This is a genomic window from Sphingomonas canadensis, from assembly GCF_026013525.1.
Classification (GTDB): domain Bacteria; phylum Pseudomonadota; class Alphaproteobacteria; order Sphingomonadales; family Sphingomonadaceae; genus Sphingomonas; species Sphingomonas canadensis.
The window spans coordinates 762,568-788,402 of record NZ_JAPDRA010000001.1 but is presented as its reverse complement, the minus strand read 5'-3'; the positions used below and the strand labels follow the sequence as shown (position 1 = coordinate 788,402).

Below are 25,835 nucleotides of genomic sequence, written 5' to 3'. Positions count from 1 at the left end.
TCCCGGCGAACAGCCTCAGCCCGGCAGCCGCGCCGTCAACGCCGCGTCGCGCATGCCGCGCCACACGCGCAGCGCCTGCGCGGTTTCGAACACGTCATGCACGCGCAACCATTGCGCGCCCAGCTCCGCGCCCTTCAGCGCCAGCGCCAGCGACCCGCCCAGCCGCTGCGCCACCGGCGCCTCGTTCGAAAGCGCGCCCACGATCCGCTTGCGGCTGGCGCCCAGCAGCAGCGGACAGCCCAGCCCGTGGAACAGCGCCAGCCCGTTGAGCAGCGCCAGATCCTCCGCAAGCTGTTTGCCGAAGCCGATGCCGGGATCGACGACGATCCGATCGCGCGCCACGCCAGCCGAAACGACGGCCTCGATCCGCGCCTCCAGCCAGTCATAGGTGTCGAGCAGCGGATCGCCGCCCGCGCCGGCGGCATACGCGCCCTTCGCCCCTTCGGCCCCGCGCTTCGGATCGGCGGCGTGCATCAGCACCACCGGGCATCCGGCGCGCGCCACCACCTCGATCGATCGCGGGTCCCACAACAGCGCCGACACGTCGTTGACGACATGCGCCCCGGCGGCCAGCGCGGCCTCCATTACCCCGGCCTTGCGCGTGTCGATCGATATCGCCGCGCCGCTCCGCGCCAGCCGCTCGATCACGGGCACCACGCGGGCGCTCTCCTCGCCCTCCCAAACGGTTTCGGCCCCGGGCCGGGTCGATTCGCCACCCACGTCGATCAGCGCCGCGCCCGCCGCGCCCAGATCGACGCCCGCCGCCGCCGCGCCCTCCGGATCGCCCGCATGCGCGCCGCCGTCAGAGAAGCTGTCGGGCGTCACGTTCAATATGCCCATCGCCTGCGGCTGATCGAAACGCAGCACGCGCTCGCCCAGCGTCAGCGGCGCGCGGGGCGCCGTCACCCGCGCGGCGACCGGCAGCAGCACGTCCGCCTCGGGCTGGTCCGCCAGCGCCGCCACGGGCACGCTGCGCTGCGCCACGCGCCGCCCGTCGTCCGCCACGATCACCTCCCAGGCGGCGAACCACAGCAGCCCGCCGGCCAGCCGGGCGACCTCGCCGTCGCGGCCCACCGGGGTATCCACGAACTGCGTGGGGCGAAGATAATGGCGGCGGGCCACGGCTATTCCTTCAGCTTGCCCTTGAGCGCCGCCAGCGCCGCGAAAGGCCCGGCCTCCTCCTCGCTCAGCACCCCTGCCTGCTTCAGCGCATCGGCCGCGGCGGGGCTGCGCGGAAAGGGATCGAGCGCCAGCGCCAGCGTTTCCGCCGCCGCCTCGCCCAGGTCGATCGCGCCGCCGGTGAAGAACACGGTGTCGCAATCCGCCTCGTCCAGCTCGATCTCGTCGCCTTCGGGGCTGCCGTCGGGCACGAAGCGCAGGTCGAAATCCTCCTCGATCCGCGCGGGCACGGGATCGCCGGTCGCGACACAGGGCTGGACGACCTCAGCCGACAGGTGGCCGCTGGCCCGCACGCTGCCCGCCTCCGGCCGCAGGTGATAGGACGCCTCCAGCCGCCCGATCGCGATCAGGCCGAACCGGACCGCCAGCGCCTCGCGCTCGCCGGGCTCGGCGCTCACCGTCACGCGGGTGTCCGCGCCGATACGGTCCAGCCGCTGGGGGCGGGGGAATTCGGGGCCGGTCATCCGGGCAGCCTGCCCGCCGCCAGATCGCCCACCGGCACCGTGGCCAGCGAATCACGCCACGCCAGCAGGGCGCGCTCGACATGCGCCAGCGCCGCGGGATCGGGGGCCTCGCCACGCCACAGGTTGCGGACCAGCGCGGGCTTCAGATCGCCCGCGGCCATCGCGTCGCGGAACGCGCCCAGCCGGCCGCCCAGCATCCCCATCATCTTGCCCATATGCTTGCCGATCACGACGTCGCCCACGCCGATCTCGCGCAGTTGCGCGTCCATGTCGTCGATGAAGCATTCGGCCAGCATCGTGGCGGCGGGCACGCCCACCGGATCCTGCTCCAGCCGCAGCAGCAGCATGCACAACACAGCCGCGATCATGTCGAACCGGCCGTCGATGCTGTCGGGCACGGCGCCTTCCACATACCAGTGCGGTTCGCGCCCGCGCGCCACCATCGCGGCATAGATTGCGGGCGCCGCGCCGCGTTCCGGGCGGCCGAACAGCCGTTCGAACAATGCCATGGTGTCCCTGTTGCCTGCCTCTGAGCTGTTTCCCGGCCTTGTTTGGCCGCAATTGCGCGCATATTGAGATGTTCCGCGCGGGATGCAACGCCGCGTCGTGACTGGAGAAGTACATGCCGGCGTTCCGTGTCCGCCTTCTTGCCCCGGCCGCGCTGGTCGCGATGCTCGCCGCGACCACCGCCTGCGTGCCGCTGCGCACGCATCAGGGCTATGTCGTCGACAAGGAGCTGGTGGACGCGATCCAGCCCGGCGTGGACAATCGCGATTCGGTGCTCCGCACGCTGGGCAACCCGACGCTGGCCGGTCAGTTCGGCAACAGCGAATGGTATTATGTCTCGCGCGACAGCCGTAACCTGGCCTTCAACAATCCGCGCGCCCGCGAACAGCTCACGCTGCGTATCCGCTTCGATCAGGCGGGCAACGTCGTCGGGGTGGACCGCACCGGAACCGAGCTGATCGCCTCGGTCAGCCCCACCGACAAGAAGACGCCCACCCTGGGCCGCAGCCGCAGCTTCTTCCAGGATCTGTTCGGCAACATCGGCACGGTCGGCGCGCCCGGAACGGGCGGCGGCGGCGGGCCGGACCAGTAAGCTTCCTTTCTGCCGCATGAAGGCCGCGTTCCCGCGCGGTTCAGAGCGGCGCCTCCATAACGGCACCAACCGGCGCGAACCCCAGGGAGAGACGGGGCGGCCGCCGGTTCAGTATTGCATGTTGGAGGAAGCCCCATGAAGAAGCTCATCACCGCCGCGCTGATCGCCGCCGTCGCGATCCCGACCGTGGCCGTGCCCACGGCCGCCAGCGCCCAGTCGCACCGGGAACTGCAGCGCGACCGTCAGGATATCCGTCAGGAGCGCCGCGACGTCGAGCGCGCGCGCCGTTACGGCAACCCGCGCGACGTGCGGCGCGAACAGCGCGAGCTGCGCGACGCCCGCCGCGAGTATCGCGAGGATCTGCGCGATCGCAACCGCAACTGGGGCCACAACGATTGGCGCGACTATCGCACGCACAATCGCGGCGCTTTCTCGCGCGGCCACTGGCGTGCCCCGTTCCGCTACCAGGCGTTCCGCCCGGGCCTGCGCATCGGCGCGTCCTTCTATGCGCCGGGCTACCGGATCGCCGATCCGTGGCGCTATCGCCTGCCGCGCCCGGGCTACAACCAGGTGTGGGTGCGCCACTATGACGACCTGATCCTGGTCGACACGCGCCGCGGCATCGTGATCCGCGTGATCAACAACTTCTACTGGTAAGGCGCGCCGGCGCCCCAAAAAGCCCCGGGCGGTCTCCCTCTCCGCCCGGGGCTTCGGCCGCGCCATGCCCATCGGGCGGCGCGGCCGGGTGCCCGCGGCACCGGTCCCGAAAGGGGGGTGGGACCTCTGCGGCAAACGTTCCAGCGGCGAATTGGTTCGATTCTTTTTCGCTCAGCGCACCGTAAAGATCACCTGATCCACCGTCCGCCCCGACAGATCGACCAGCCGCAGCCGGTGGCGCCCGCGCGCGGCGGCCAGCATCGGACGCGAATCGGCGGTTCCCAGATCCTGGTTGTCGAGCACCAGCCGGTGGCCCGCCGTGGCGCCGCTCACCGTGATCGCCATGCGCTGGCGATCCGCCGGGATGTCCGGATCGAGCGCATAGACGCTGCCCGCCACCGGGCTCACGATCCGCGGCCGCCGCGATTCGGGCGGGGCCACCGCCACTTCGGTCAGCCCGGTTCCCTTCAGGAAATACTCGCGCCGCGGCTGCTCCAGCCCGCCGGCAAAGCGTATCTGGCGCATCTCGACGCCTGGCGGGGGGGCGGGCTCGCGGCTGGCGCTGCCGGAATGAAGCGCGATCATCATGTCGCGCCATACCGGCGCCGCGCCGCTGGTTCCCGAAACAGCGCGCATCGGATCGCCTTCCAGGTTGCCGATCCACACGCCCACGGTGAACCGGTCCGAAAAGCCGATGCACCAATTGTCGCGCATCGCCTTTGACGTGCCGGTCTTCGCCGCCGCCCAGAAGGGCAGCCGCAGCGCCGAATCGACGCCGAAGGTGCCCGCACGCGCATTGGGATCGGACAGGATGTCGGCGACGATCCACGCCGCCTCGGGCGTGGTGGTGCGCCGCACCGGCGCGGAAGGATCGCCGGGCACCAGCTTGAGCGGACCCCAGCGCCCGCCGCGCGCCAGGCTGCGGAACGCCGCCACCTGCTCGAACAGCGTCACCTCCGCCGATCCCAGCGCCAGGCTGTACCCGTAATAGTCACCCGCCTCGGTCAGCCCGGCATAGCCGGTGTCGAACAAGCGGTCGCGGAACGCCTCCACCCCCACCAGCAGCAGCGTGCGCACCGCGGGCACGTTGAGCGATCCCGCCAGCGCCATCCGCGCGCTCACCGGCCCCTTGAACGCGCGATCGTAATTCTGGGGCACGTACAGCCCCGAATCGGTGTCGAGCTGCACCGGCGAATCGTCCAGGATCGACGCGGCGGTCAGATAGCCCTTCTCGATCGCCTGGGCATATAGGAACGGCTTCAGCGTCGATCCCGCCTGGCGATAGTTGCGCGACACCGCGTCCACCGCAGGCGCGGTGGAATTGCCGCCGATCCCGCCGACATAGGCCAGCACCTCGCCGGTCGCATTGTCGGCCACCAGCACCGCGCCGTCGCGCGCACGGGTGCCGCCCAGCCCCATGAGCTGGCGCCGTAGCGCCTCGATCGCCAGCCGCTGGATGCGCGCGTCCAGCGTGGTGGTCACGCGCATGCCGGGCTTATCGAGCAGCTTGTCGGCCAGGTGCGGCGCCAGGCCCGGGTCCAGCGCCAGGCTGCGCGCGGGGCCAAGCATCGTCGCCGCCTGCGCCGCGAAGCGCGTGCAATCCTTCTCCTGCGCCATCGCACAGGCCCGGCGCGCGATTCCATCCGCCTTGGCGCCCGGATCGGGGAGCAGCGCGGCGAGCAGCAGCGCATCGTCGCGCGTCAGCGCCGCGGGGGTCTTGCCGAACAGGCCCAGCGCCGCCGCGCCGATCCCCTGCGCCTCGCCCCGGAAACCGGCCAGGTTCAGATAGGCCTCCAGGATCTGGTCCTTGCTCCAGCGGCCCTCGATCGCCCATCCGGCGCGCATCTGGCGCAGCTTGTCGAGCCAGTTGCGCGATCCCGGCGCCGAAAGATCGGGCGTCAGGAAACCCGCGACCTGCATCGAAAGCGTGCTCGCCCCGCGCGTGCGCCGCCCGCTCCACCAGTCGCGCAGCGCCCCGCCGATCGCCCACCAGTCGACCCCGCCATGTTCCTGGAAGCGCCGGTCCTCCGCCGCGACGATCGTCTGGCGCGCGGCCGGCGCCACCTCCGCCAGCGGCGTCCAGGCCAGGCGGCGGACCCGATAGTCGATGCGGCTGCTATCGATCAGCCGCCCGTCGCGATCATAGAGCCAGCTTTCGGACGGCGCCCAGCCCGCCCGCGCCTGGGCATAGCCGGGCAGTTCGGGCGGCAGCGTGGCCAGGTCCACCGCGATCACGCCCGCCAGCGCGGCGACGCCCGCCGCCCAGGCGATCCGCCGCCGCGTGAACAGGCTGCCCCAGCCATGCTCGCCGATCTCGTCCCAGCGCGCGCGTGCCCAGCCCGAAAGCGCGGCCCAGCCCCGTGCGGCGGCCGGGCGCATCCGCCCGGCCAGCGCCACGGCCCCCGCCCGGATGCGGGTGAAGCCGGCAGTCAGATACGCACGAACCCGGTCCAGCGTCACCGTTGCGCCACGGTCATCGCCGCATTGGGGGCCGCCGCGCGGATTTCGGGCGAATACATCGCCTCCACCCGCGTCGACGGCAGGTTGAACGTGCCCGCCGAATTGAGCCGCATCACATAGCTCACCGTGAAGCTGCCTTTGGGCACCCAGCCGTAATAGGCCCGCCAGGCGTCACGCCCGCGTTCGACATAGCTGGGCGATGCCGCCCCGCTGCTGCCTGCGGCGGCGTTGAGCATTTCCGATTGGCCACCCAGCCCGCCGATCACGGTGGCGCCGGTGGGCACCGGGTCGCTGATCACCACCCAGTTGCGCTCGGCCGAGGCCTCGACGGTGATGGTCACCTTCACCACGTCGCCGCGGTGCAGTTCGCCAGGCTTATAGGCCTGCACGACCTCCACCTGCTTGCTGAGCTTGTAGCCCGCGTTGAGCGGCGCAGTGAGCGGCACCGCCGCCTTCACCGATACCAGCGCCCAGGGGCCGGCCCCGCCGGTCTGGCGGATCGGCATCGGCGTGGTGGCGGCGGGCAGCGGGAAGGCGAAGCTGCGCTGCGGCTCGGCCACCGGCCAGGTGAAGCTCAGCGTCTGGGTGCCCAGCGTCGCGGTGGTCACTCCCGCGATCGCCTGCGCCGGATAGAGCGCCATGAACTTGCGCGCCATCACGGTGCCCCAGGCATTGGCCGTGGTGGTGTCCCAGCGCCCGCGCCACTGGCGCGCGGCCACGCCGGTCATCAGCTTGGCGGCATCGTTCTGCCAGGCCGGACGGCCCAGCGTGGCGAGCGCCAGCTTGATCGCCGCCTCGTCGTCGGAAGACATCAGCCACCAGGGCGAATTGCCCTTGTCGCCCAGGTCGATCCGCGTGCCTTCATAGACCAGGCGGGTGCGCAGAATGCGCTCCGCCTCGGCACGCAGCGCGACGCCGTTGGCCAGATCGGGCACGCGGCCCAGCGCCGCGGCATAATCGGCCAGGATCGCCGTCGGCATCTCGTTCATGCCGATGCCGAGCTGGCCGTTCATCGCCGCGGTGGCCGCGCCCTGCCGCGCCAGCGCCGCGAAGGCGGCAACCTTGCGCAGCCGCGCGTCGCCATAGTCCTCGTGCCGCAGCCGACCGTCGAGCACGGCCTTCATCGCCTCGATCATCCGGCCGCGCGGCCCATCGGGCAGCGGCAGCCCCGCCTCGGCGGTGATCGACAGCAGATAGGCGGTCAGCGCCTCCGATCCGGGCAGGTCGTTGCTTGCGAAATAGCGGGCCAGCCCGTCGCTATCCAGATAGGCGGGCAGCTCGCTGGCGATCAGGTTCCATCCCGCGGTATCGCCCAGCGCGATCGCCTTCGACGTGCGCTGCTCCAGGCAGCCATAGGGATAGGCGAGCATAAAGTCGCGCACCCCCGCCAACGGCGGCGCCAGCGTGTCGGCCAGGAATATGTTCACGCTGCCGCGTCCGGGCAGCGCGCCCGCGGGCGGGGCGATGGTGAAGCTGGTGTTGTCGCCCACCCGCGCGACCGTGGCCGCCCAGGTCTCGACCGGAACCGCGGGCGCGATCTCCTGCTTCACGGTCACCTTGTCGGTGGCCTTGCCGTCGGCCGATTTGGCGGTGACGGTCCAGTTCAGCTCGCCCTCGGTCTCGGGCGCGGTCAGGTTCCACACCACGGGCACCGATCCGCCCGCCGGGATATCGACGGTCAGCGGCTTGCCGGTGGCGACGGCGGGGCTCAGCGCCACCTCCGCGGTCACCCGCATCGGCTTGTCCGATCCGTTGCGCAGCGTGAAGATCGCGCCGAACCGGTCCCCGGTGCGCGCCAGCGGGGGCACGCCGGAGAAGATGCTCAGGTCCTGCGCGGTGCGCACGCTGGCCTCGCCCGTGCCGAAGGTGCCGGTGCCGTCGGTGGCGATGGCAACCAGCTTGAACGAGGTCTGCGAGTCCGAAAGCGGCACCTGAACCCGGGCACGGCCGTTGGCGTCGAGCGCCACCTTGCCCTTCCACAGCAGCACCGGCTGGAAATTCTCGCGGTTCAGCCCCGAAAGGTCGCCGCCGCCGCCGCCGCCGGCCTCCACCGCCTTGCGGCCATAGTGGCGCTTGCCCACCACCTGCATCTGCGCGGTGGAGGTCAGCACGGACAGCGGGCGATCGCCCATCATCGCGCCAAGCAGATTCCAGCTATCGTTGGGGGCAAGCTGCAGCAGCGCCTCGTCCACCGCGGCAAAGGCCACATCGGCGCTCGACGCGGGCTTGCCGTCGGGGGTTTTCACCTCCAGATCGACGTTCGCCATATCCCGCGCGGCGTATTTCTCCTTGTCCGCCTTCACGGCCACGCCCAGCCGGTGGCCTTCCCAGCCGACCTTCACCTTGGCGATGCCCAGGCGATAGCTCGGCTTGGCGAGGTCCACCGTCGCGGTGGGGGCGCCGCCGTCCTTGGAGAAGGGCAGGCCCCAGCTCCGCGCCACGTCCGCGCTCCAGCTCGACCAGCCGCCGATGCGCCCGCGCACGGCCAGCACGGAGACATAGACGTCCGGCGCATAATCGGCGGGCATCGGCACCTCGATCACCGGATCGGTGCCGGTCAGCCCGACGACGAAGCTGCTCAGCACGCCCTCGCGCTCCACGGTGACCAGCGCGGTCGCGTCGCGGAAGGGCATGCGCACCTGGAAGCGCGCGGTCTCGCCGGCCTTATACTCGGTCTTCTCGGGGATCACGTCCATGCGATCGCCGTTGTCGCCGCCGAACCACAGCTCGTCCTCGCCGGCCAGCCACACCGAATGGACCGCGCGCGCGACGTTGCCGTTGGCGTCCTTGGTGGTGGCGACGGCATAGACCTCGCCCGAAACACCCGGGCTCATCGCGCATTGCGCCAGGCCCTGCGCATCGCTGGTCGCGGAACAGGCGGCGGCCAGCTTGGTGGTCTTCACCTGGTTCTCATAGGCATAGAAGCCGCCGATCAGCCGCCGCCGCGCCGTCAGTATCTCGCGGCTGTAGAGCTCGACCTGGATCGTCTGGCCCGCCACCGGCTTGCCCGTGGTGTCCAGCGTCACGAAGCGCAGGCGCAGATCGTCCTGCTTCATCAGCCAGCCGTCGGACTTGACGCCGAGCTGCACCGCCGAGGCGTAGAGCGGGATGCGGCGCGATGCGGTCAGGATCTCGCCGTTGGCGTCCTGATAATCCATCTCCACCAGCATGTTGGCGCCCAGTTCCAGCGTGGCGGGCACCTCCACCGTGGCGCGGGCGCCGCCCTCGCCGTTCAGCGTGACGGGCAGCGTCTGGGTAGGCGGCAGCGGCACCTCCTCGTCCTCGCCATCGCCATTCATCGGGCGCGTGCCTTCGGTCATCGCGCGGCCGCCGAAGCTGTAGCTGGAATAGCCCGCGGGCGTCGCCAGCCCGTCGAAATAGCCGACGCGCAGCTCGACCGGCAGGTTCGATGCGCCCCCGCCCGACAGATAGCCGACGAACAGGTCCAGCGGCACGCCCGCCGGGCGCACCAGCGCGTCCTGCGGGCCGGCCACGCTCGCCTTCATCGTCGGCAGCCGGTATTCGTCGACCTTGAACGATTGCTCGGTCCAGATCGTGCGCTCGGCGTCCTTTCCGTCGGCGCCCTTCTCGGTCAGCACGACCTGCAGGTCGTAATCGCCCATCGGCGCGCCCTGCGGCGCGGTCCAGCTCGTCTCGCCCGTGCCGTTGGCGTCGATCGTCAGCGGCAGATCGAACTGGGTGTCCGATCCGCGGTGCGACAGGCGCAGCTTGCCTGCGAACGCCTTGCCGAAGGCGAAGCCCGATGCGATCGGCTTGCGCACGACATGCTTCATGTTGATCGTCTCGCCCTGGCGGACGAGCGCGCGATCGAAGATCGTGTGGAAGATCTCCTCGGGCGCGTTCCAGCCATAGGGCAGGTCGAAGTCGTCGGGCCGGATGCCCTCGCCCCAATCGGTCAGCGTGAAGCTGAAATCGTCGCCCAAGCGGGCGGAGACCATGAGCGCATGGGCGCTGTTCTCGTCGCAGTCGGACCAGGTCTCCGGCTCGGGCAGCGCGCCGGGGACGCCCAGGCGGCCGGAGGCGTCGGTCGTGCCCTTGGCGAGCAACTGGCCGGTGCAGCTATCGGTGACCTGCACCTGCGCGTTGCCCAGCCCCACGCCGCTGTCGAGCGCAGTGACCCACACCAGCGAACCCTCGCGGCCCCATTTGAAATGGACCGCCATGTTGGTGACCAGCGCGCCGGCCGAGACATAGCGCGTCGCCTTGCGCCCCAGCAGCGCCTCGCCCAGCCGCGGCGAGGCGATCTCGACCACATAGAATCCGGGCTTGGCCAGCGGGATGCCGATCACCTCGAATTCCTTGCCGCCGCCATCGAGCGCGACCTGGAACCCGCTGCCGCTGTTGGGCATCAGCAGCGGCTTGGCGCCGGTCTGGTTGACGCGCACCGTCTCCTTGCCGCGTTTGATCTCGTCATATTTGCGGTCGTTGGCGTCCTCGATTCGGCGCAGCCATTTGGCGATCTCGCCATCGGAATCGACCTTCAGGCTCTGCCCCGCGAGCGCGAGCTGCGCGCCGGAGAGCTTGGCCTCCACATTGCGGACGCTGAGCGGCAGCACGCCGCCCTCCTTGGCCTCCAGGATGCCGAAGCCGGCGGCGAACTTGGCGAGCGGCGGCGGATCGTCAAACCGCACGTCGAGCGGGAAGCGCTCGCCGTTGGACAGCGGCCGCGCGCTCGCGTCGGCCAGCTTGGCCGGCAGCACCAGCTTGGCGGTCACCGCGGCGGGCAGCGGCGCCTTGAACCGCACCTCGCTCACCGTGGCGGCATTCTTCTCGGTGATCTCGGGCGTCACCTCCTTGCCGTCGGGCAGCTTCAGGCGGATCGCCTCGGCATCGGTGCGGGCGATCGGCGCGGTGAAGCGCACCCAGGCGGGCTCGACCGGGCTGCACCCGGCCTGCGGATTGACGCGCGAGCATTCGAACCGCGCGGAGAAGGGCTTGCGCACCGAGAAGTCGAACCGCTGATCGGCCCCGGCCAGCCGGCCCGACGGGCTCTTGATGTCCTTGCCCCACACCAGCGATACGTCGCGCCCGGGCGGCAGCGGGCGGCGGCATTTGAGCGCGGTGACACTCTCGGTCGCCTTGGTACGATCGGCCTCGGCCGCGGGCAGCGCCTGCGGCAGCCCCGCTTCCTCCAGGAAGCTGCGTACCTCCCAGCGATCGGTGCCCAGATCGGCGAGCAGCTTGCCCGGTATCTCGGCGCCCAGCACGTCCACCGGGATCTTCTCGCCCAGCCCGTCCACCGCGCAATAGGCCCCGGCCGCCACCGACGCGCGATCGACGTTCATGTTGGACGCGACCAGGAACACCTGGTCCTCCTCGATCTCGCCGCCATAGCGGCTGGGCAGCACGGCGCGCGCGATCGGCCCGCCGCTGTCCACCTTGTACTCGCGCTGGCCCGTGACGTCATACCCGCCCAGGCTGCGCAGCTTGTCGCGCAGCTTGAAGGTGCAGGTGACCCCGCCCGGGAGCGGCGTGGCGAATTCATGGACGAAGGTGGTCTGGTCTACCCAGCGCCCCTCGCCCGCCACGGGGCAGGTCACCTCGAACGGCGATGCCGCGCGCGGATCGCCCAGCGGCACCATCGCCTGGGTGAAGCGCACCGTGAAACGCTCGATCGCCCCATTGCCCACGCCGGGGGTCGCCATCTCGACCTGGGGGCTGTTGTCGCCAAAGGCGGCGATGGCGCCCAGCGGCGCCGCCGCAAGAGCCAGTATTGCGAGACGCATGGCGATCTTCATGATGGGCTCCCCTAAGGCGCAGCGAGACTAGCCCCGTGCGGGGCCGTGTCCAGCGCCGAAATTAACCCTGACCTGCCCGTGCCTTGATCGCCGAACCTCCGGATCGGATAGTGACGCATCCGAATCGGATGGGGGAACTGGCTGTCTTGGGGGATGCGGGAATCCTCGTCGCCGCGATCGACGTGGCCGCGCGCGAGTCGATGCTGTTCGCCGCGATCTGGTTCCTCGTCGGCGGGCTGGACGATCTTGCCGTGGACGTCCTGTACCTGCTCCGCCGCCTGCGCGGGCGCATCCGCGGTGCCCCCGAACCCGCGCTGCCCGATGCGGTGCCGCCGGGCCGCATCGCGGTGTTCGTGCCGGTGTGGCGTGAGGAGCGGGTGATCGGCGCGATGCTGCGCCGCGCGCTGGCCGCGTTCGATCATCCCGATTACCGCATCTATGTCGGCACCTATCCCAACGATCCGGGAACGATCCGTGCGGTGGCCGATGTCGCCGCCGGGGACGCGCGCGTGCGGCTGGTGATCGGCGACGATCCGGGGCCGACCACCAAGGCCGCGAACCTCAACGCCATGTGGCGCGCGATGCTGCGCGAGGAAGCGGCCGAGGGCATAACCGTCCATGCCGTGGTGCTCCATGACGCCGAGGATTACGTCCACCCGCTGGAGCTGCGCGTCTATGCCGACCGGCTGCGGGGGCTGGACGCGGTGCAGATCCCGGTGCTGCCGCTGCGCCATCGCCGGTCGCGCTGGGTGTCGGGCCATTATTGCGACGAGTTCGCCGAGGCGCACGCCAAGCAGCTTCTGGTGCGCCAGGCGGTGGGGGCGGGGCTGCCGCTGGCTGGCGTGGGCTGCGCGATCCGGCGCGAGATGCTGGCGCGCGTCGCCGCGGCGCGCGGAGCACCCTTCGATCCCGCCAGCCTGACCGAGGATTACGAGCTGGGGCTCACCATCGCCGCGATGGGCGGGCGGTGCCGGCTGGTCCGCGTGCCGGAGGCGCCGGGCGGCCCGCCGGTGGCGGTGCGCGCCTATTTCCCCACCACGCTGCACGCCGCCGTACGCCAGAAGGCGCGCTGGATGACCGGGATCGCGCTGGCGGGCTGGGACCGCACCGGATGGGCGCGCGGGCGCCAGATCGGCGATCACTGGATGCGCATGCGCGATCGCCGCGCGACGCTGGAGATTCCGGTGCTGGCCACCGCCTATTGCGCGCTGCTGCTATGGGGCCTTTCGCTGCTGGGCCATGCCGCCGCCACCACCCAGGCGCCGGTGCCGCCGCCGGAGGTGCGCTGGCTGCTGGGGCTCAACCTGGCGCTGCTCGGCTGGCGCGTGGCGGTGCGCGCGGCGATCGTGCGCCGCGCCTATGGCTGGCGCGAAGCGGCGCTATCCGTCCCGCGCATCCTGGTGGGCAACCTGATCGCGCTGCTGGCGGCGCGGCGGGCGCTGTTCGACTATTTGCGCATGCTGGCGGGTGGTGTCCCGCATTGGGACAAGACCGAGCATGAGTTCCCCGAAGCGGAATCCGCCGCGGCATGACCGGCCGGGGCCGCCCGCTGCGCTTCGTGGCCGCGGTGATCGCGGGATGGGTGGGCGTGCGCATCCTGTTGCTGTGGCCGCAGGCGGGATCGCTGCCCGCCGCGATCCGCGAGTTCGCCGGGCTGCCCCGGCCGGCCGAGGCCGCCGCTTCGCCTCCGCCATCCAGTGCGCCCGCCGCTCTGCGCGCCGCATCACTCCCTCGCCCGCGCCGCGCCACGCCCGTTCCCGGATTCGCTCCCGATCCGGCGGGGATGCGGATTGCGATGCTCAACCTCTTCTCGGTGCGCGGCCCCGCCAATCCTGCCCCGCCCGCCGGGCTGCGCGCCGCCACCGCCTACTGGAGCGGTACGCGCGATCCGGCCGTGGCGACACGGCTGGTGCCGATGGACCAGCGCTGGTCGGCAAGCGGCTGGATCGCGTTGCGCCCGGCAGGCGGCACGCCGGTCGCGCCCGGCGAGGGCCAGCTCGGCGGCAGCCAGGCGGGCGCGCGCATCGCCTATGCGATCGATCCGGTGCAGCACATCGCGCTCTACGGCCGCGTGACCGCCCCGCTATCGGGCAGGGGCGCGGAGTTGGCGCTCGGCGGGGAGTGGCAGCCCACGCCGCTGCCGCTCCGGCTCACTGCCGAGCGGCGGCTGGCGCTCGACGGCGGCCCGGGCGGAACCGGGCTGGGCGTGGTCGGCGGGATCGATCGCGAAGGGCTGCCGGGCGGATTCCGCCTTGAAGGCTATGGCCAGGCCGGGGTGGTGCTGCGCGATCGCGAGGAGCCCTATGCCGACGGCGCAGCACGCGCCACGCGGCCGGTGGGGGCGCTGGGCGGCATGCGCCTTGCGGTGGGCGGCGGCGCCTGGGGCGCGGCCCAGCGGGGCGCGGGGCGGCTGGACCTCGGCCCTTCCGCAACGCTGGCCGTGCCCGCCGCGGGCGGATCGCTGCACATCGCGCTCGACTGGCGCCAGCGCGTCGCGGGGGATGCGCGGCCGGGATCGGGGCTGGCGCTCACGCTCTCCGGGGATTTCTAGAGTCTGTCCGCCTTTGGCGGAATCGGCACCAGCCCCGCGACCCGCGGCTGCGCGCGTTCCGAAAACGGCTAGGCAAAAAACGCCCCCCGGCTTTTGCTCTGCGACGCGACACGGTATCGCCGGGCGGACATGGATCTCTATCTTCCGATAGCCAATCTCTCGGTCAACGCGCTCGTGATCGTCGCGCTGGGGTTCGGCGTCGGCCTGCTGTCGGGGATGTTCGGGGTGGGCGGCGGGTTTCTCACCACGCCGCTGCTGATCGTCTACGGCATTCCGCCCACCGTCGCCGCCGCATCGGCCGCCAGCCAGGTGACCGGCGCCAGCGTGTCCGGCGTGTTCGCCCATTTCCGGCGAAACGGGGTCGACGTTCAGATGGGCGCCGTGCTGGTCGCCGGGGGCATGATCGGCAGCCTGGCGGGCGCGTGGCTGTTCGCCTTCCTCCAGGCGCGCGGCCAGATCGATACGGTGATCGCGATCGTCTATGTCCTGCTGCTCGGGTCGATCGGCGGGCTGATGCTCTACGAATCGGTCCAGGCGATCCGCGCCGCGCGCGCGGGCAAGCCGATGCGCGCGGGCAAGCGGCGCCATCACCCGCTGGTCGCCGCGCTGCCGCTGCGCTGGCGCTTCTATCGATCGGGTCTGTACATCTCGCCGCTCGCGCCGCTGATCCTGGGGTTCTTCACCGGCGTGCTCACGGTGCTGCTGGGGGTGGGCGGCGGCTTCATCCTGGTGCCGGCGATGATCTATCTGCTCGGCATGGGAACGGCGGTGGTGGTGGGCACCTCGCTGTTCCAGATCCTGTTCGTCACCGCCTGGGCCACCATGGTTCATGCCACCACCACCAAGGCGGTGGACATCGTGCTCGCCGCGCTGCTGCTGCTGGGGTCGGTGGCGGGCGCCCAGATCGGCGCGCGGCTGGCGCTGAGGGCGCGGCCCGAACAGCTTCGGCTGGCACTCGCGCTCATGGTGCTGGTGGTCGCGTTCCGCATGCTGCTGGGCCTCGCCTGGCGCCCGGACGAGATCTATTCGGTGGAGCTGATGTGAGCCGCGCCGCCGCCCTGCTGCTGGCGATCGCGGCCCCCGCGCTGCTGGGCCAGGCGGAACCGGCCAAGCCCGTGCTGGTGCCCGACGTATCCCAGCGCGACATCGAGATCGTCTACAGCTTCACCGGCGCGGATCTGCTGCTGTTCGGGGCGATCGTCTATCCCGGCGGACAGGCGCCCGAACCCGGGGACAAGCCCGCCGACGTCGTGGTGGTGCTGAAAGGGCCGGTCCAGTCGGTGCTGGTGCGCGAGAAGGAGAAGGTGGCCGGCATCTGGGTCAACGCCGATCGCATGCGCTATCGCTCGGCGCCCAGCTTCTACGCCATCGCATCGTCGCGGCCGATCGGCGAGCTGGTCGATGCGCGCACCCGCGCCATCTATGAGCTGGGGCTCGATTCGCTCCAGCTTTCCCCCGCGTCGGGCGCGGCGCCCGCCATCCAGGCGCGCTTCGATTCGGGGCTGGTCGACCTGCGCCGCCGCAACGGCCTCTATTACGAGTCGCCGGGCGCGGTGGAGATCACCGGTCGGGTGCTCTATCGCGCGCGGCTGGGCATCCCGGCGCGCGTGCCGGTGGGGCGCTATACGGCCGAGACCTTCCTGATCCGCGACGGTCGCGTGCTGGCGGCGGCGGTGCGGCCGATCGAGATCCGCAAATCGGGCTTCGAGCGGTTCGTCGCCAACGCGGCGGAGCATTATTCGGTGCCCTATGGGCTGGCCGCGGTGGCGCTCTCCGTGCTGCTCGGCTGGGCGGCGGGGGCGCTCTGGCGGCGGGCGTAGGGCCTTGTGCGTGGCGGCCCAGCCGGCTCCCCCACCCGGCCTCCCAACGCCAGTATCTTGTGGGAGGCCGGGTGGGGGAGCGGGCCGGTGCCGCTCGACGAGCGCGCCGCGGTTCCATAGTCAGACAAGAACCTAATCTTTACCTCCGCTTGCCATGATCGCCACGGCAACGGGGAACAGCCGATGGAACAACATTTCGGGGCGCGGGCAACGGCCGCGTCCTCCGGTACGGGAGAGGCAATGCCCCGGCTCGGCAATGCGCCGGCCGCCACGGCCGCGGGCCGCACGATCGGGACCGTGCTGGAAATCGCGGGTTCCTCCAGCCAGGTGATATTCGACGGTGCGGCGCTGGCGGCGCTGTCGCACGAAAGCGATGCCGCGCTGGCCAATGCCGGTCAGGTGGGCAGCCAGGTGAAGATGCGCGTCGGCGCGGTGTGGCTGATCGCGAACGTGCGCACCATGCGGCTGATCGACGGCGATCCCGGCCGGATCGCGGCTCAGGTCGATTTCCTCGGCGAAGGCGATGAGGAGAAGCTGACCGGCCGGCTGTTCCGCTTCCGCCGGGGCGTCACCCGCTATCCGGTGCCCGGCGCCCAGGTCTTCCCCGTCTCCACCTCCGACCTCAAGCAGATCTACGCCGCCGACGATCGCGCGCATGTGGAGATCGGCAACGTCTACCCGACGAAGGACATCCGCGCCGCGCTCTACGTCGATTCGATGCTGGGCAAGCATTTCGCGCTGCTGGGCAGCACCGGCACCGGCAAGTCCACCGCCGCCGCGCTGATCCTCCACCGCATCTGCGAGCTGGCGCCGCAGGGCCATATCGTGATGGTCGATCCGCACGGCGAATATGGCAGCGCGTTCAAGAGCAACGGCGCGCTCTACGACGTCAGCAACCTTCAGATGCCCTATTGGCTGATGAACTTCGAGGAACATTGCGAAGTGTTCCTCACCACCGAGGGTTCGGACCGCCAGGTCGATGCCGACATCCTCGCCAAATGCATCCTGTTGGCCAAACAGAAGAACCGCCTGGCCGCGGAGATCGGCAAGCTCACCGTCGATGCGCCCATCCCGTACCTGCTGTCCGATCTGACCACGATCCTCCAGAACGAGATGGGCAAGATGGACAAGGCGACCGACACGGCGCCCTATCTGCGCATCAAGAACAAGATCGAGGAGATCAAGGCCGATCCGCGCTACACTTTCATGTTCTCGGGCATGCTGGTGGCGGATACGATGGCCAGCTTCATGTCGCGCATCTTCCGCCTGCCCGGCGACGGCAAGCCGATCTCGATCATCGACGTATCGGGCGTGCCCAGCGAGATCACTTCGGTGGTGGTGGCGGTACTCAGCCGCATGGTGTTCGATTTCGCGATCTGGTCGCGCAATGAGCCGCAGCGGCCGATCCTGCTCGTCTGCGAAGAGGCGCACCGCTATGTGCCCAGCGAGCGCAACGCCGATCGTTCCTCGGTGGGCCGCATCCTCAGCCGCATCGCCAAGGAAGGCCGCAAGTACGGCGTGTCGCTGGGGCTGATCACCCAGCGCCCGTCGGACCTGGCCGAAGGCGTGCTCTCCCAGTGCGGCACGATCCTGTCGATGCGCCTGAACAACGAGCGCGACCAGGCCTTCGTCCGCGCGGCGATGCCGGAGGGCGCGCGCGGCTTCCTCGATTCGATTCCCGCGCTGCGCAACCGCGAATGCATCGCGGTGGGCGAAGGCGTGGCCACGCCCGTCCGCCTGCTGTTCGACGCGCTGGACGAGGCAAAGCGCCCGGCGTCCGAGGACCCGCTGTTTTCGCAGCTCTGGCGCGATACCGGCGGCGAGGACGCGATCCTGGAACGCACGATCCGCCGCTGGCGCGCGCAGGGGCGCTGACGCTTCACACGGTCCTGAAGGCAGGGAACGGCGCCGGCCTTGCGGTGCCGGGCGATCAGTCTTCCAGCTTGGCCGGTTCCGGCCCGCGTCCGGCGGGAACCGCCATCAGCCGCGCCAGCCGCGCCTTCAGCGCCGCCATGTCGCCCGCCGAAAGCTGGCTCTGCGTCGAGAAGGAAATCGACGCCGGGTTGATCGCCACGCCGTTCTTGTACAGCTCGTAATGGAGGTGCGGCCCGGTGGAGAGGCCGCTGGACCCGACATAGCCGATCACCTGGCCGCGGCTCACCCGCATCCCATAGCGCACGGCGATGCGGCTGAGGTGCGCATAGCCGGTGGCATAGCCGTTGGCGTGGCTGACCTTGATGAAATTGCCATAGCCGCTGTTGCGCCCGGCGAAGACGATCACGCCGTCGGTGGCGGCATAGACCGGCGAGCCATAGGCGGCCGCCACGTCCATCCCCTTGTGCATGCGCACATAGCCCAGGATCGGATGCCGCCGCGCGCCGAAGCCCGAGGAGATTCGCCCGTTGGCGGGCATCGCCATGTTGCCGCGCCGCTCGCCCCGGCCAGACGCATCGAACCATTCGTCGCGCCCGTTCACGGTCATCCGCACGAGTTGGACGTTGCTGCTGCAACCGGTGACGCCCGCATAGAGCAGGTTGCCCAGCTTGATCTCGCCGGTCTCGGCGCGGGCCTGCTCGACGATGATGTCGAACTTGCAGCCGGAACCCAGCTTGGCGACCGGCGCGCGCGGCGCGATCGAGCGGATATAGGCCTCAACCGCCTTGGCCGGGGCGCCCGCGGCGCGGGCCGAGCGATAGAGGCTCGATCCCACCTCGCCCTGGATGCGCAGCGGCGTATTGTCGATCGCGATCGGGATCTGCTTGAGCGAGAGCGCGCCGTCGCCGCGCGAAACCTCCAGCTTCAGGTCGAAACGCGCGCGGAAGGCCAGGTTGACCAGCGGGCGCGGCTGCGCCTTGTCGGTACGGCGGCCCAGCGTGATGTCGAGCGGGGTGCCCGGCTGGATCTGGCCCAGCTCCAGCGCGCGGCGGATCAGCGCCACCGCCTGATCGGCATCGCCGCCGCCCACGCCCGATCGCTGGAGAACGCCCAGCAGCCCGTCGCCCGATGCCAGGCGCGTGCTGACGTTGATCACCGGCCGTTCGGGCGTGTCCGCCAGCGGCGATACCAGCTCGGTCGCGGCCAGCCGGTGGCCGGTCGCGCCGCCTTTTTCCAGCGGGGCGATCGCCTGGGCCTTGGCGGCTTCCCAATCGGCGCCGGCCAGCGCGGGCGGCACATGGCCGAAGATCGGCTTTTCGAATCCGGGCGAGAGCAGCAGCGTGATCGCGCACAGCCCCATGCAGGTGGCGGCGCCGCGATACCAGGCCAGCGTGCCGATCCGCGTGCCCAGATCGGGCGCGACCTCAAAGTCCGGGAAGCGCTGCTTGAACGCATCCGTCAGACCCTTCGGCCCCATCGGCAATCCCTGATCGTCGCGCTGAAACAAGGCGCGCTGCCCCCAAAAGTCGTCGCTGATGCCGTATCCCCCGGCAGGGACAGGTTGACTGTGGAAGGAAGGGCTTAAAGTCAAACTAACCGACCCCTGCTGTCGCGACAGGTGCGGCGGGATGTGCCACACCCAAGATGAAGGGTTGCTGGACGAATATTCATTAAGCATTCCAACATGGTTAACGCCGATCGCCAATCCGGGGGTGTTGCTTAAGGGGCGACTCGGAACGATCTTCGGCGTTCGATGAGTCGCTTCGCCCGTTCCCCCGTCACGGCCGTTCTCGGCCCCACCAACACCGGCAAGACGCATCTGGCGGTTGAGCGGATGTGCGGTCATTCCAGCGGGATGATCGGCTTTCCGCTGCGCCTGCTGGCGCGCGAGGTCTATGATCGCGTGGTGAATCTGAAGGGCCGCGATCGTGTGGCGCTGATCACGGGCGAGGAGAAGATCCTTCCGCGCGATGCCCGCTGGTTCCTGTGTACCGCCGAAAGCATGCCCATCGGCGGCGGCGCGGGCGGCGGCGGGCCGCTCCCCCGCGACGTGGCCTTCGTGGCGCTGGACGAGGCGCAGCTCGGCGCCGATCCGGAACGCGGCCATGTGTTCACCGATCGGCTGCTGCGCGCGCGGGGGCGCGAGGAGACGATGATCCTCGGCTCCGATTCGCTGCGCCCGATGCTGAAGGCGCTGGTGCCCGATGCGGAGGTGATCGGCCGCCCGCGCTTCTCCACCCTCTCCTATGCCGGCGCGCGCAAGCTGTCGCGTCTGCCGCGCCGGTCCGCGATCGTCGCCTTCTCGGCCGAGGAAGTCTATGCCGTGGCGGAGGCGCTGCGCCGGCTGCGCGGCGGCGCGGCGGTGGTGATGGGCGCGCTCAGCCCCAGCACGCGCAATGCCCAGGTCGCGATGTTTCAGGCGGGCGAAGTCGATTATCTGGTCGCCACCGACGCGATCGGCATGGGGCTGAACATGGATGTCGCCCATGTCGCCTTCGCCTCGCTCCACAAGTTCGACGGCCGCCGCCGCCGCAGGCTGACGCTGGCGGAGATGGCCCAGATCGCCGGGCGCGCCGGGCGCCACCAGAAGGACGGCAGCTTCGGCGCGCTGCATGACGACGGGCCGGACGCCTTCACGCCGGAGGAGGTGCTGGCGATCGAGGCGCACCACCTGCCTCCGCTCGAACATCTTTATTGGCGCGAGGGCGAGCCCGGCATGGCGGACCTCGATTCGCTGATCGCCAGCCTGGAGTCGCGCCCCTCGTCCCCCGTGCTGCGCCCGGCGCCCGAGGCGGTGGACCTGGCGGTGCTCAAGCGGCTGGCGGACGAGGGCTGGGTGCGCGATCGCGTCCGCTCGCCCGCGATGGTGGCGCGGCTGTGGGCGGCCTGCGGCGTTCCCGACTTCCGCAAGCTGGGCGCCGACGCGCACGCCCGGCTGGTCGCGCGGCTGTTCGGCCATCTGAGCGAGGGCGCGGGCCATGTGCCGCACCAGTGGTTCGCCGACGAGATCGCCCGGCTGGAGCGCGTCGAGGGCGATGTCGAGACGATCGCGGGCCGCATCGCGGCGGTGCGCGTCTGGGCCTATATCGCCAACCGTGCCGACTGGCTGGAGGACCCCGCGCACTGGGCCGGGCGCACCCGCCAGATCGAGGAGAAGCTGTCCGACGCGCTGCACGCCAGCCTGACCCAGCGCTTCGTCGACAAGCGGACCACCGCGCTGCTCCGCCAGATCGGCTCGGGCGCGGGCGAACTGCCCGTGACGATCGACCCCGAGGGCGAGGTGAGCGTGCAGGAACATGCGCTGGGCCGGATCGACGGCTTTCGCTTCGCCGTGGCGCCCGATGCGCGCGCCGCCGACAAGCGGCTGTTGTTCGCCGCCGCCGAGAAGCGCCTCGCGATCGAATACCGCCGCCGCGCCGATGCACTGGCCGCCGCGGCCGATACCGATTTCGCGCTGGCGGCCGAGGACGGCATCCGCACGCTGCGCTGGATCGGCATCCCGGTCGCGCGGCTGGAGCCCGGCCCCAGCCTGGCCCGCCCGCGCATCCTGCTCGATCGTGCGCTCGACGTGCTCGATCCGCGCGCGCGATCGGCGGTGCAGGCGCGGCTGGAGGGCTGGTTCGCCGCCGAGCTCGCCCGCCGCCTGCCCGCGCTCGCCCGGCTCGATGCGGCATCGCGCGATTCGTCCGCCGGCGCCCCGCTGCGCGCCATCGCGGGCGCGCTGCTCGCCGCGGGCGGTCTGCTGCCCCGGCGCGCGGCAGGCCGGATGGTGGAAGCGCTCGATCCACCCGCGCGCAAGGCGCTGCGCGCGATGGGCTTCACCATCGGCACGCTCGATCTGTTCGCCCATGCGCTGCTGAAGCCCGGCGCGGCGCGCTGGCGGCGCCTGCTGATGGGGCTGGGCGAGGGGCCGGCGGAGGGCGCATCGTCGCTCCCCCGCAACGCGCCCGGCGCCACGCTGGAGCACGGCTTCCGCCCGCTGGGCGCGCAGGCGCTGCGCATCGACCTGGTGGAGCGCATCGCCCGCGCCGCGCATGATTCGCGCGGCAAGGCGGCGGGCGGGCGCAAGGCGTTCGCGCTCGATCCCGCGCTCGCCACCTCGATGGGGCTGACGCCCGAGACGCTGGCCCGGCTGATGGCGCAGCTCGGCTTTAAGGGAGCGCGCACGCCGGAGGGCGCGGCGCGACGCTGGATCTGGCAAGGGCTCACCCCCACGGCGCCCCCTGCGCCGCCGCCCGCGGGGGGCGCCTTCGCCGCGCTGGAGGTGCTGCGTGGCGGCTGAGCCGGGCGATGCGATGCGGCTGGACCGTTTCCTGTGGTTCGCGCGGCTCACCCGCACCCGCGGCCATGCCCAGGCGCTGGCGGAGGCGGGCCACCTGCGCATCGACGGGCGCCGGATCGATCGCGCCCATGCTCCCGTGCGGATCGGCAGCGTGATCGCCTTCGCCGATCATCGCGGGCAGGTGCGCGTGGTGCGCGTGGAGCGGCTCCCGCCGCGCCGCGGCCCGCCGGCCGAGGGCCGTGCCTGCTATGCAGACCTGCGCGCGGCCGAACCGCTAAAGATTGAGAATGGCTCGCAAAACGAGCCATTTGATTGACGCCTCCAAATCGCGCGCATAGCAGGATTGCCGCGAAGATCGCCGCATTCAGGGGACCCCGACCATGACCTATGTCGTCACCGACGCCTGCATCCGCTGCAAGTATATGGACTGCGTCGAGGTGTGCCCGGTCGACTGTTTCTATGAGGGCGAGAACATGCTCGTCATCAATCCCAACGAATGCATCGACTGCGGCGTCTGCGAACCCGAATGCCCGGCCGAGGCGATCCTGCCCGATACCGAGAGCGGGCTGGAGAAGTGGCTCGAGCTCAACCGCACCTATTCGGAGCAGTGGCCGAACATCACCCAGAAGGGCGACGCCCCCGCCGATGCCGACGCGCACAAGGGCGAGTCGGATAAGTTCGACAAATATTTCTCCGCGGAGCCCGGCAAGGGAAGCTGACGCAGCCAAAGCTACCCGATTCGCTGCAAATCCCCGCCCGCGCGTAAAAATTCACGCGCGGGAGCGTGACGTTGTGCTGGTAATTTTATTGCACACGTGTTAAATAGGAAAGGACGGAGGAACACTTTCCCCTCCGCCCGGAGACGCAAGCGAAGTTGCCCCCAAAGGTTCGTCGCAACGCCTTAGTGCGCACGCGGCGGGCATCCCTTTTTGCGGGGCCGGTGATTCACGAAAGGCAATACGCAAATGGCTGCCAAGGCGCTGTCCTTCGATGTCGGCGATTATGTCGTTTACCCCAAGCACGGCGTGGGCCGTGTGATCGAACTCCAGAAGCAGGAAATCGCGGGCATGCAGCTTGAGCTGTACGTGCTCCGCTTCGAAAAGGAGAAGATGACGCTCCGCGTGCCGACCAACAAGGCCGAGAGCGTGGGCATGCGCAAGCTTTCCAGCGACAAGACGCTGAAGGAAGCGCTCGACACGCTGAAGGGCAAGCCCAAGGTCAAGCGCACCATGTGGTCGCGCCGCGCGCAGGAATATGAGGCGAAGATCAACTCGGGCGACCTGGTGTCGATCGCCGAGGTGGTCCGCGACCTGTTCCGCGCCGAGGACCAGCCCGAGCAGAGCTATTCGGAGCGCCAGATCTTCGAGGCCGCCGCCAGCCGCCTGGCGCGCGAACTCGGCGCGATGGAGGAGACCGACGAGCGCGGCGCGCTCGACAAGATCCACGACATCCTGCGCAAGGCCGCGGCGATCCACAACAAGGACAAGGTGCCTGCCTGATCCGGCGCCCCCCGGGCGGGCCAGCACCGCCCGGCGCAACGCAAGACAAAGGGGCGGCGGGAGGCGATCCCGCCGCCCCTTTGCTTTGCGCGCGATTTGGTGTATTGCTCTGGCAACACACATATGCCGGAGAGAAACATGCGCGCCCTGCTCCTCCTCGCCGTCCTGCCGCTTGCCGCCTGCCAGTCCAACTGGGAACGCGAGGGCAAGGCCGCGGCCGCATCCGGATCGGGCGCGACGCGCGAATTCGCGGCGGACGGCTTCACCAGCGTCTTGCTCAGCGGATCGGACGACGTCGACGTGCGCATCGCCGACAAATTCTCGGTGCGGGCGGAGGGCGATTCCAAGCTGCTCGACCAGCTCGATATCCGCGTCGTCAACGGCGAGCTGCGCGTCAGCCGCAAGCCGCAGAGCGGATGGTTCCAGCATGATCGCGGCGCGAAGATACACGTCACGCTGCCGCGGCTCACCGCGGCAAGCCTGGGCGGATCGGGCAACCTCACCGTAGAGCGTGCGGAAGGCGACTTCAGCGGATCGGTGTCCGGATCGGGCGATCTCAGCGTCGGCGCGCTGGCCGGCGGCAACGCCAATCTTTCGATCGCCGGATCGGGATCGCTCAAGGTGGCCGGAACCGCGAACCAGCTCGAAGCATCGATCACCGGTTCGGGCGATATCGACGCCCAGGGGCTGACCGCGGCCAGCGCCGCTATCTCGCTCGCCGGATCGGGCGACCTCAAGGGCGTGGTGAAGGGCGGCGCCAGCATCTCGATCGTCGGATCGGGCGACGTCGAGCTGACCGGCGGGGCGCGCTGCGCGATCAACACCGTCGGCAGCGGCAAGGCGCGCTGCAGCTAGATCCGGAATCGAGACGGCGCCCGCGCGCGGAAGCCCGCTCTACGCGGCTTCGTGCGAGAAGGAAGAGTCGATTTCGCACGAAGCCACGAAGCCACGAAGGAAACCATAAGGAGCGCTTCGCGCCAGCTGCCGCAGACATCTCGCCTGGCCAGATCTGCTCGCCCGCGCGGTCAGGCGGCAAGCGGAAAGTGCAGCAGCCGCCCGTCCACCGCCACCAGCGCCACCGCGCCGCGGCCCACCGCGCGCACGATCTCCGGATGCCCGGCGTCCAATCCACCGGTCAGCGCGCCGAACGCGGGCAGGATCAGCTTGCGCGCCGTCGCCACGAAGCAGCGGCGCGACACGTGCCGCCCGCGCGACGCGATGCGCAGCTTGGGATGGAAATGCCCCGAAAGCTCCGGCCGCGGATCGCCCGGATCGGCCTCGTGCCGCAGCACCAGCCCGTCCACCTCCGCCTCGGCCATCACGGTGCCGCCAACCGCCTCTGCCACCACCGGATCATGGTTGCCGGTGATCCATCGCCAGTCGATCCGCGCGGTCATCTCCGCCAGCATCGCCCGCGCGCGATCGGGCAGCCGCGCGCAGCCGTCCGTATCGTGGAAACTGTCGCCCAGGCACCAGAGCTCCGCCGCCCCGGTCCGCTCCGCCAGCGCCGCCAGCGCGCCCAGCGTGGCGATCGAATCATAGGGCGGCAGCATCTGCCCGGATTTTGCGAACCAGCTTGCCTTTTCGAAATGCAGGTCGGCCACCAGCAGCGCGCGGCGCGCGGGCCAGAACAGCGCGCCATCGGGCAGCGCGGCCAGATCATGCCCAGCGAACGAAAGGGGAACCATGGCCCGTGGCTAGCGCCGCCCCGGCCCCCGCGTCAACAGCGCAGGATCGGGATCTTGCGGCCCTGGTACAGCAACTCGCCGTGCCTGTCGTCGATCCGCGTCACCTTGTAGGTGCGCACCTCCGGCTTGGCGAGCTTCTCCGGCCCGTCGCCTTCGCCCATCGTCAGCCGTTCGGTGATCGTCTCTGTCACCATGTCGCCCGCGACGGTCCAGCGGCCCTCGTCCTCGTAATTGCTCAGCGTCCCGTCCGCATTGTAGTGGACCGCGAAATCGGTCTCGCAGCTCTCGCCATAGGACCAGCTTCCGGTCAGCCACGCCTCGGTGCTGCCCGGCGCCGCGGTCGATCTGGGCTGGGGCCGCTCGGCCTCCTGGTTGGCGGGCGGCGGCGCGGCGCCCGAATCATTGTTGGCCGGGGCCGCCCCCGGGCCGCCGCATCCGCCGATCGCCGCGGCAAGTGCGGCGGTGAAGAGCCAGCGTCGCTGCATCGTCCTGCTCCCCCTGA

Annotated in this window: 20 protein-coding genes; 12 read left to right on the top strand and 8 right to left on the bottom strand. The window is 70.5% G+C overall.

From position 1 onward, the window contains the following. Positions 1–15: 15 nt before the first annotated feature. Genes folP through OM513_RS03800 form a run of 3 tightly spaced genes read right to left on the bottom strand, consistent with a single transcriptional unit; the run spans position 16 to position 2,152 of the window. Positions 16–1,122 carry a dihydropteroate synthase gene (folP, locus tag OM513_RS03810; protein ID WP_264942793.1) on the bottom strand — a complete coding sequence of 369 codons (1,107 nt, stop codon included), beginning with the start codon at positions 1,120–1,122 and terminating at the stop codon, positions 16–18. 2 nt (positions 1,123–1,124) lie between these two features. Further along, entirely contained in the window at positions 1,125–1,643 is a 519-nt protein-coding gene (locus tag OM513_RS03805; RefSeq protein ID WP_264942792.1) for a YceD family protein, read from the bottom strand. Next, the gene (locus OM513_RS03800; RefSeq protein ID WP_264942791.1) at positions 1,640–2,152 is read right to left on the bottom strand and encodes a ubiquinol-cytochrome C chaperone family protein; all 513 of its coding nucleotides are present in this window, start codon (positions 2,150–2,152) and stop codon (positions 1,640–1,642) included. Before OM513_RS03800 ends, OM513_RS03805 begins: the two co-directional genes overlap by 4 nt. A 113-nt stretch (positions 2,153–2,265) precedes the next feature. On the opposite strand from OM513_RS03800, the gene OM513_RS03795 reads away from it, so the two are divergent. Both OM513_RS03795 and OM513_RS03790 read left to right on the top strand, forming a co-directional pair. Continuing rightward, positions 2,266–2,742, top strand: coding sequence for an outer membrane protein assembly factor BamE (locus tag OM513_RS03795; RefSeq protein WP_264942790.1), 477 nt, complete (start codon positions 2,266–2,268; stop codon positions 2,740–2,742). Positions 2,743–2,877: 135 nt separating this feature from the next. Next, positions 2,878–3,399 (top strand): RcnB family protein, encoded by a 522-nt coding sequence (locus OM513_RS03790; protein ID WP_264942789.1) that lies wholly within the window; start codon positions 2,878–2,880, stop codon positions 3,397–3,399. A gap of 171 nt (positions 3,400–3,570) precedes the next feature. Here the strand turns inward: OM513_RS03790 and pbpC are convergent, their stop codons facing one another. Further along, positions 3,571–5,859: a penicillin-binding protein 1C gene (gene pbpC / locus OM513_RS03785; RefSeq protein ID WP_264942788.1), complete on the bottom strand. Its 2,289-nt coding sequence runs from the start codon at positions 5,857–5,859 to the stop codon at positions 3,571–3,573. After that, a complete protein-coding gene (locus tag OM513_RS03780; protein ID WP_264942787.1) occupies positions 5,856–11,618 on the bottom strand; it encodes an alpha-2-macroglobulin family protein in 5,763 nt (1,920 codons plus the stop codon). The genes pbpC and OM513_RS03780 overlap by 4 nt, the downstream gene beginning before the upstream one ends. Positions 11,619–11,764: 146 nt before the next feature. Between OM513_RS03780 and OM513_RS03775 the strand changes: the two genes are divergently transcribed. The 5 genes from OM513_RS03775 to OM513_RS03755 all read left to right on the top strand — a co-directional run bounded on the left by OM513_RS03775 (position 11,765) and on the right by OM513_RS03755 (position 17,864). Beyond that, the gene (locus OM513_RS03775; protein ID WP_264942786.1) at positions 11,765–13,150 is read left to right on the top strand and encodes a glycosyl transferase family protein; all 1,386 of its coding nucleotides are present in this window, start codon (positions 11,765–11,767) and stop codon (positions 13,148–13,150) included. After that, positions 13,147–14,169, top strand: coding sequence for a hypothetical protein (locus OM513_RS03770; RefSeq protein WP_264942785.1), 1,023 nt, complete (start codon positions 13,147–13,149; stop codon positions 14,167–14,169). Before OM513_RS03775 ends, OM513_RS03770 begins: the two co-directional genes overlap by 4 nt. Before the next feature lie 129 nt (positions 14,170–14,298). Beyond that, positions 14,299–15,213: a sulfite exporter TauE/SafE family protein gene (locus OM513_RS03765; protein WP_264942784.1), complete on the top strand. Its 915-nt coding sequence runs from the start codon at positions 14,299–14,301 to the stop codon at positions 15,211–15,213. Beyond that, entirely contained in the window at positions 15,210–15,989 is a 780-nt protein-coding gene (locus OM513_RS03760) for a TIGR02186 family protein (protein ID WP_264942783.1), read from the top strand. Before OM513_RS03765 ends, OM513_RS03760 begins: the two co-directional genes overlap by 4 nt. Positions 15,990–16,229: 240 nt before the next feature. Next, positions 16,230–17,864 carry an ATP-binding protein gene (locus tag OM513_RS03755; protein WP_264942782.1) on the top strand — a complete coding sequence of 545 codons (1,635 nt, stop codon included), beginning with the start codon at positions 16,230–16,232 and terminating at the stop codon, positions 17,862–17,864. A 55-nt stretch (positions 17,865–17,919) separates the two neighbouring features. Here the strand turns inward: OM513_RS03755 and OM513_RS03750 are convergent, their stop codons facing one another. Then, on the bottom strand, positions 17,920–19,341 hold the full coding sequence (locus tag OM513_RS03750) for a M23 family metallopeptidase (protein WP_264942781.1): 1,422 nt from the start codon (positions 19,339–19,341) through the stop codon (positions 17,920–17,922). Positions 19,342–19,617: 276 nt separating this feature from the next. On the opposite strand from OM513_RS03750, the gene OM513_RS03745 reads away from it, so the two are divergent. The 5 genes from OM513_RS03745 (at position 19,618) to OM513_RS03725 (ending at position 24,500) form a co-directional block, all read left to right on the top strand. Beyond that, entirely contained in the window at positions 19,618–22,146 is a 2,529-nt protein-coding gene (locus OM513_RS03745; protein ID WP_264942780.1) for a helicase-related protein, read from the top strand. A 13-nt stretch (positions 22,147–22,159) separates the two neighbouring features. After that, positions 22,160–22,462 carry a S4 domain-containing protein gene (locus OM513_RS03740; protein ID WP_264943037.1) on the top strand — a complete coding sequence of 101 codons (303 nt, stop codon included), beginning with the start codon at positions 22,160–22,162 and terminating at the stop codon, positions 22,460–22,462. 64 nt (positions 22,463–22,526) lie between these two features. Continuing rightward, entirely contained in the window at positions 22,527–22,865 is a 339-nt protein-coding gene (fdxA, locus tag OM513_RS03735; RefSeq protein ID WP_264942779.1) for a ferredoxin FdxA, read from the top strand. A 246-nt stretch (positions 22,866–23,111) separates the two neighbouring features. After that, a complete protein-coding gene (locus OM513_RS03730) occupies positions 23,112–23,645 on the top strand; it encodes a CarD family transcriptional regulator (protein WP_264942778.1) in 534 nt (177 codons plus the stop codon). A gap of 138 nt (positions 23,646–23,783) precedes the next feature. After that, the gene (locus OM513_RS03725) at positions 23,784–24,500 is read left to right on the top strand and encodes a head GIN domain-containing protein (RefSeq protein WP_264942777.1); all 717 of its coding nucleotides are present in this window, start codon (positions 23,784–23,786) and stop codon (positions 24,498–24,500) included. Positions 24,501–24,670: 170 nt separating this feature from the next. On the opposite strand, the gene pdeM is transcribed toward OM513_RS03725, so the two are convergent. After that, complete coding sequence (gene pdeM, locus OM513_RS03720; protein WP_264942776.1) at positions 24,671–25,333, bottom strand: ligase-associated DNA damage response endonuclease PdeM; 663 nt, start codon at positions 25,331–25,333, stop codon at positions 24,671–24,673. 32 nt (positions 25,334–25,365) lie between these two features. Next, entirely contained in the window at positions 25,366–25,818 is a 453-nt protein-coding gene (locus tag OM513_RS03715) for a hypothetical protein (RefSeq protein ID WP_264942775.1), read from the bottom strand. Positions 25,819–25,835: the final 17 nt, after the last annotated feature.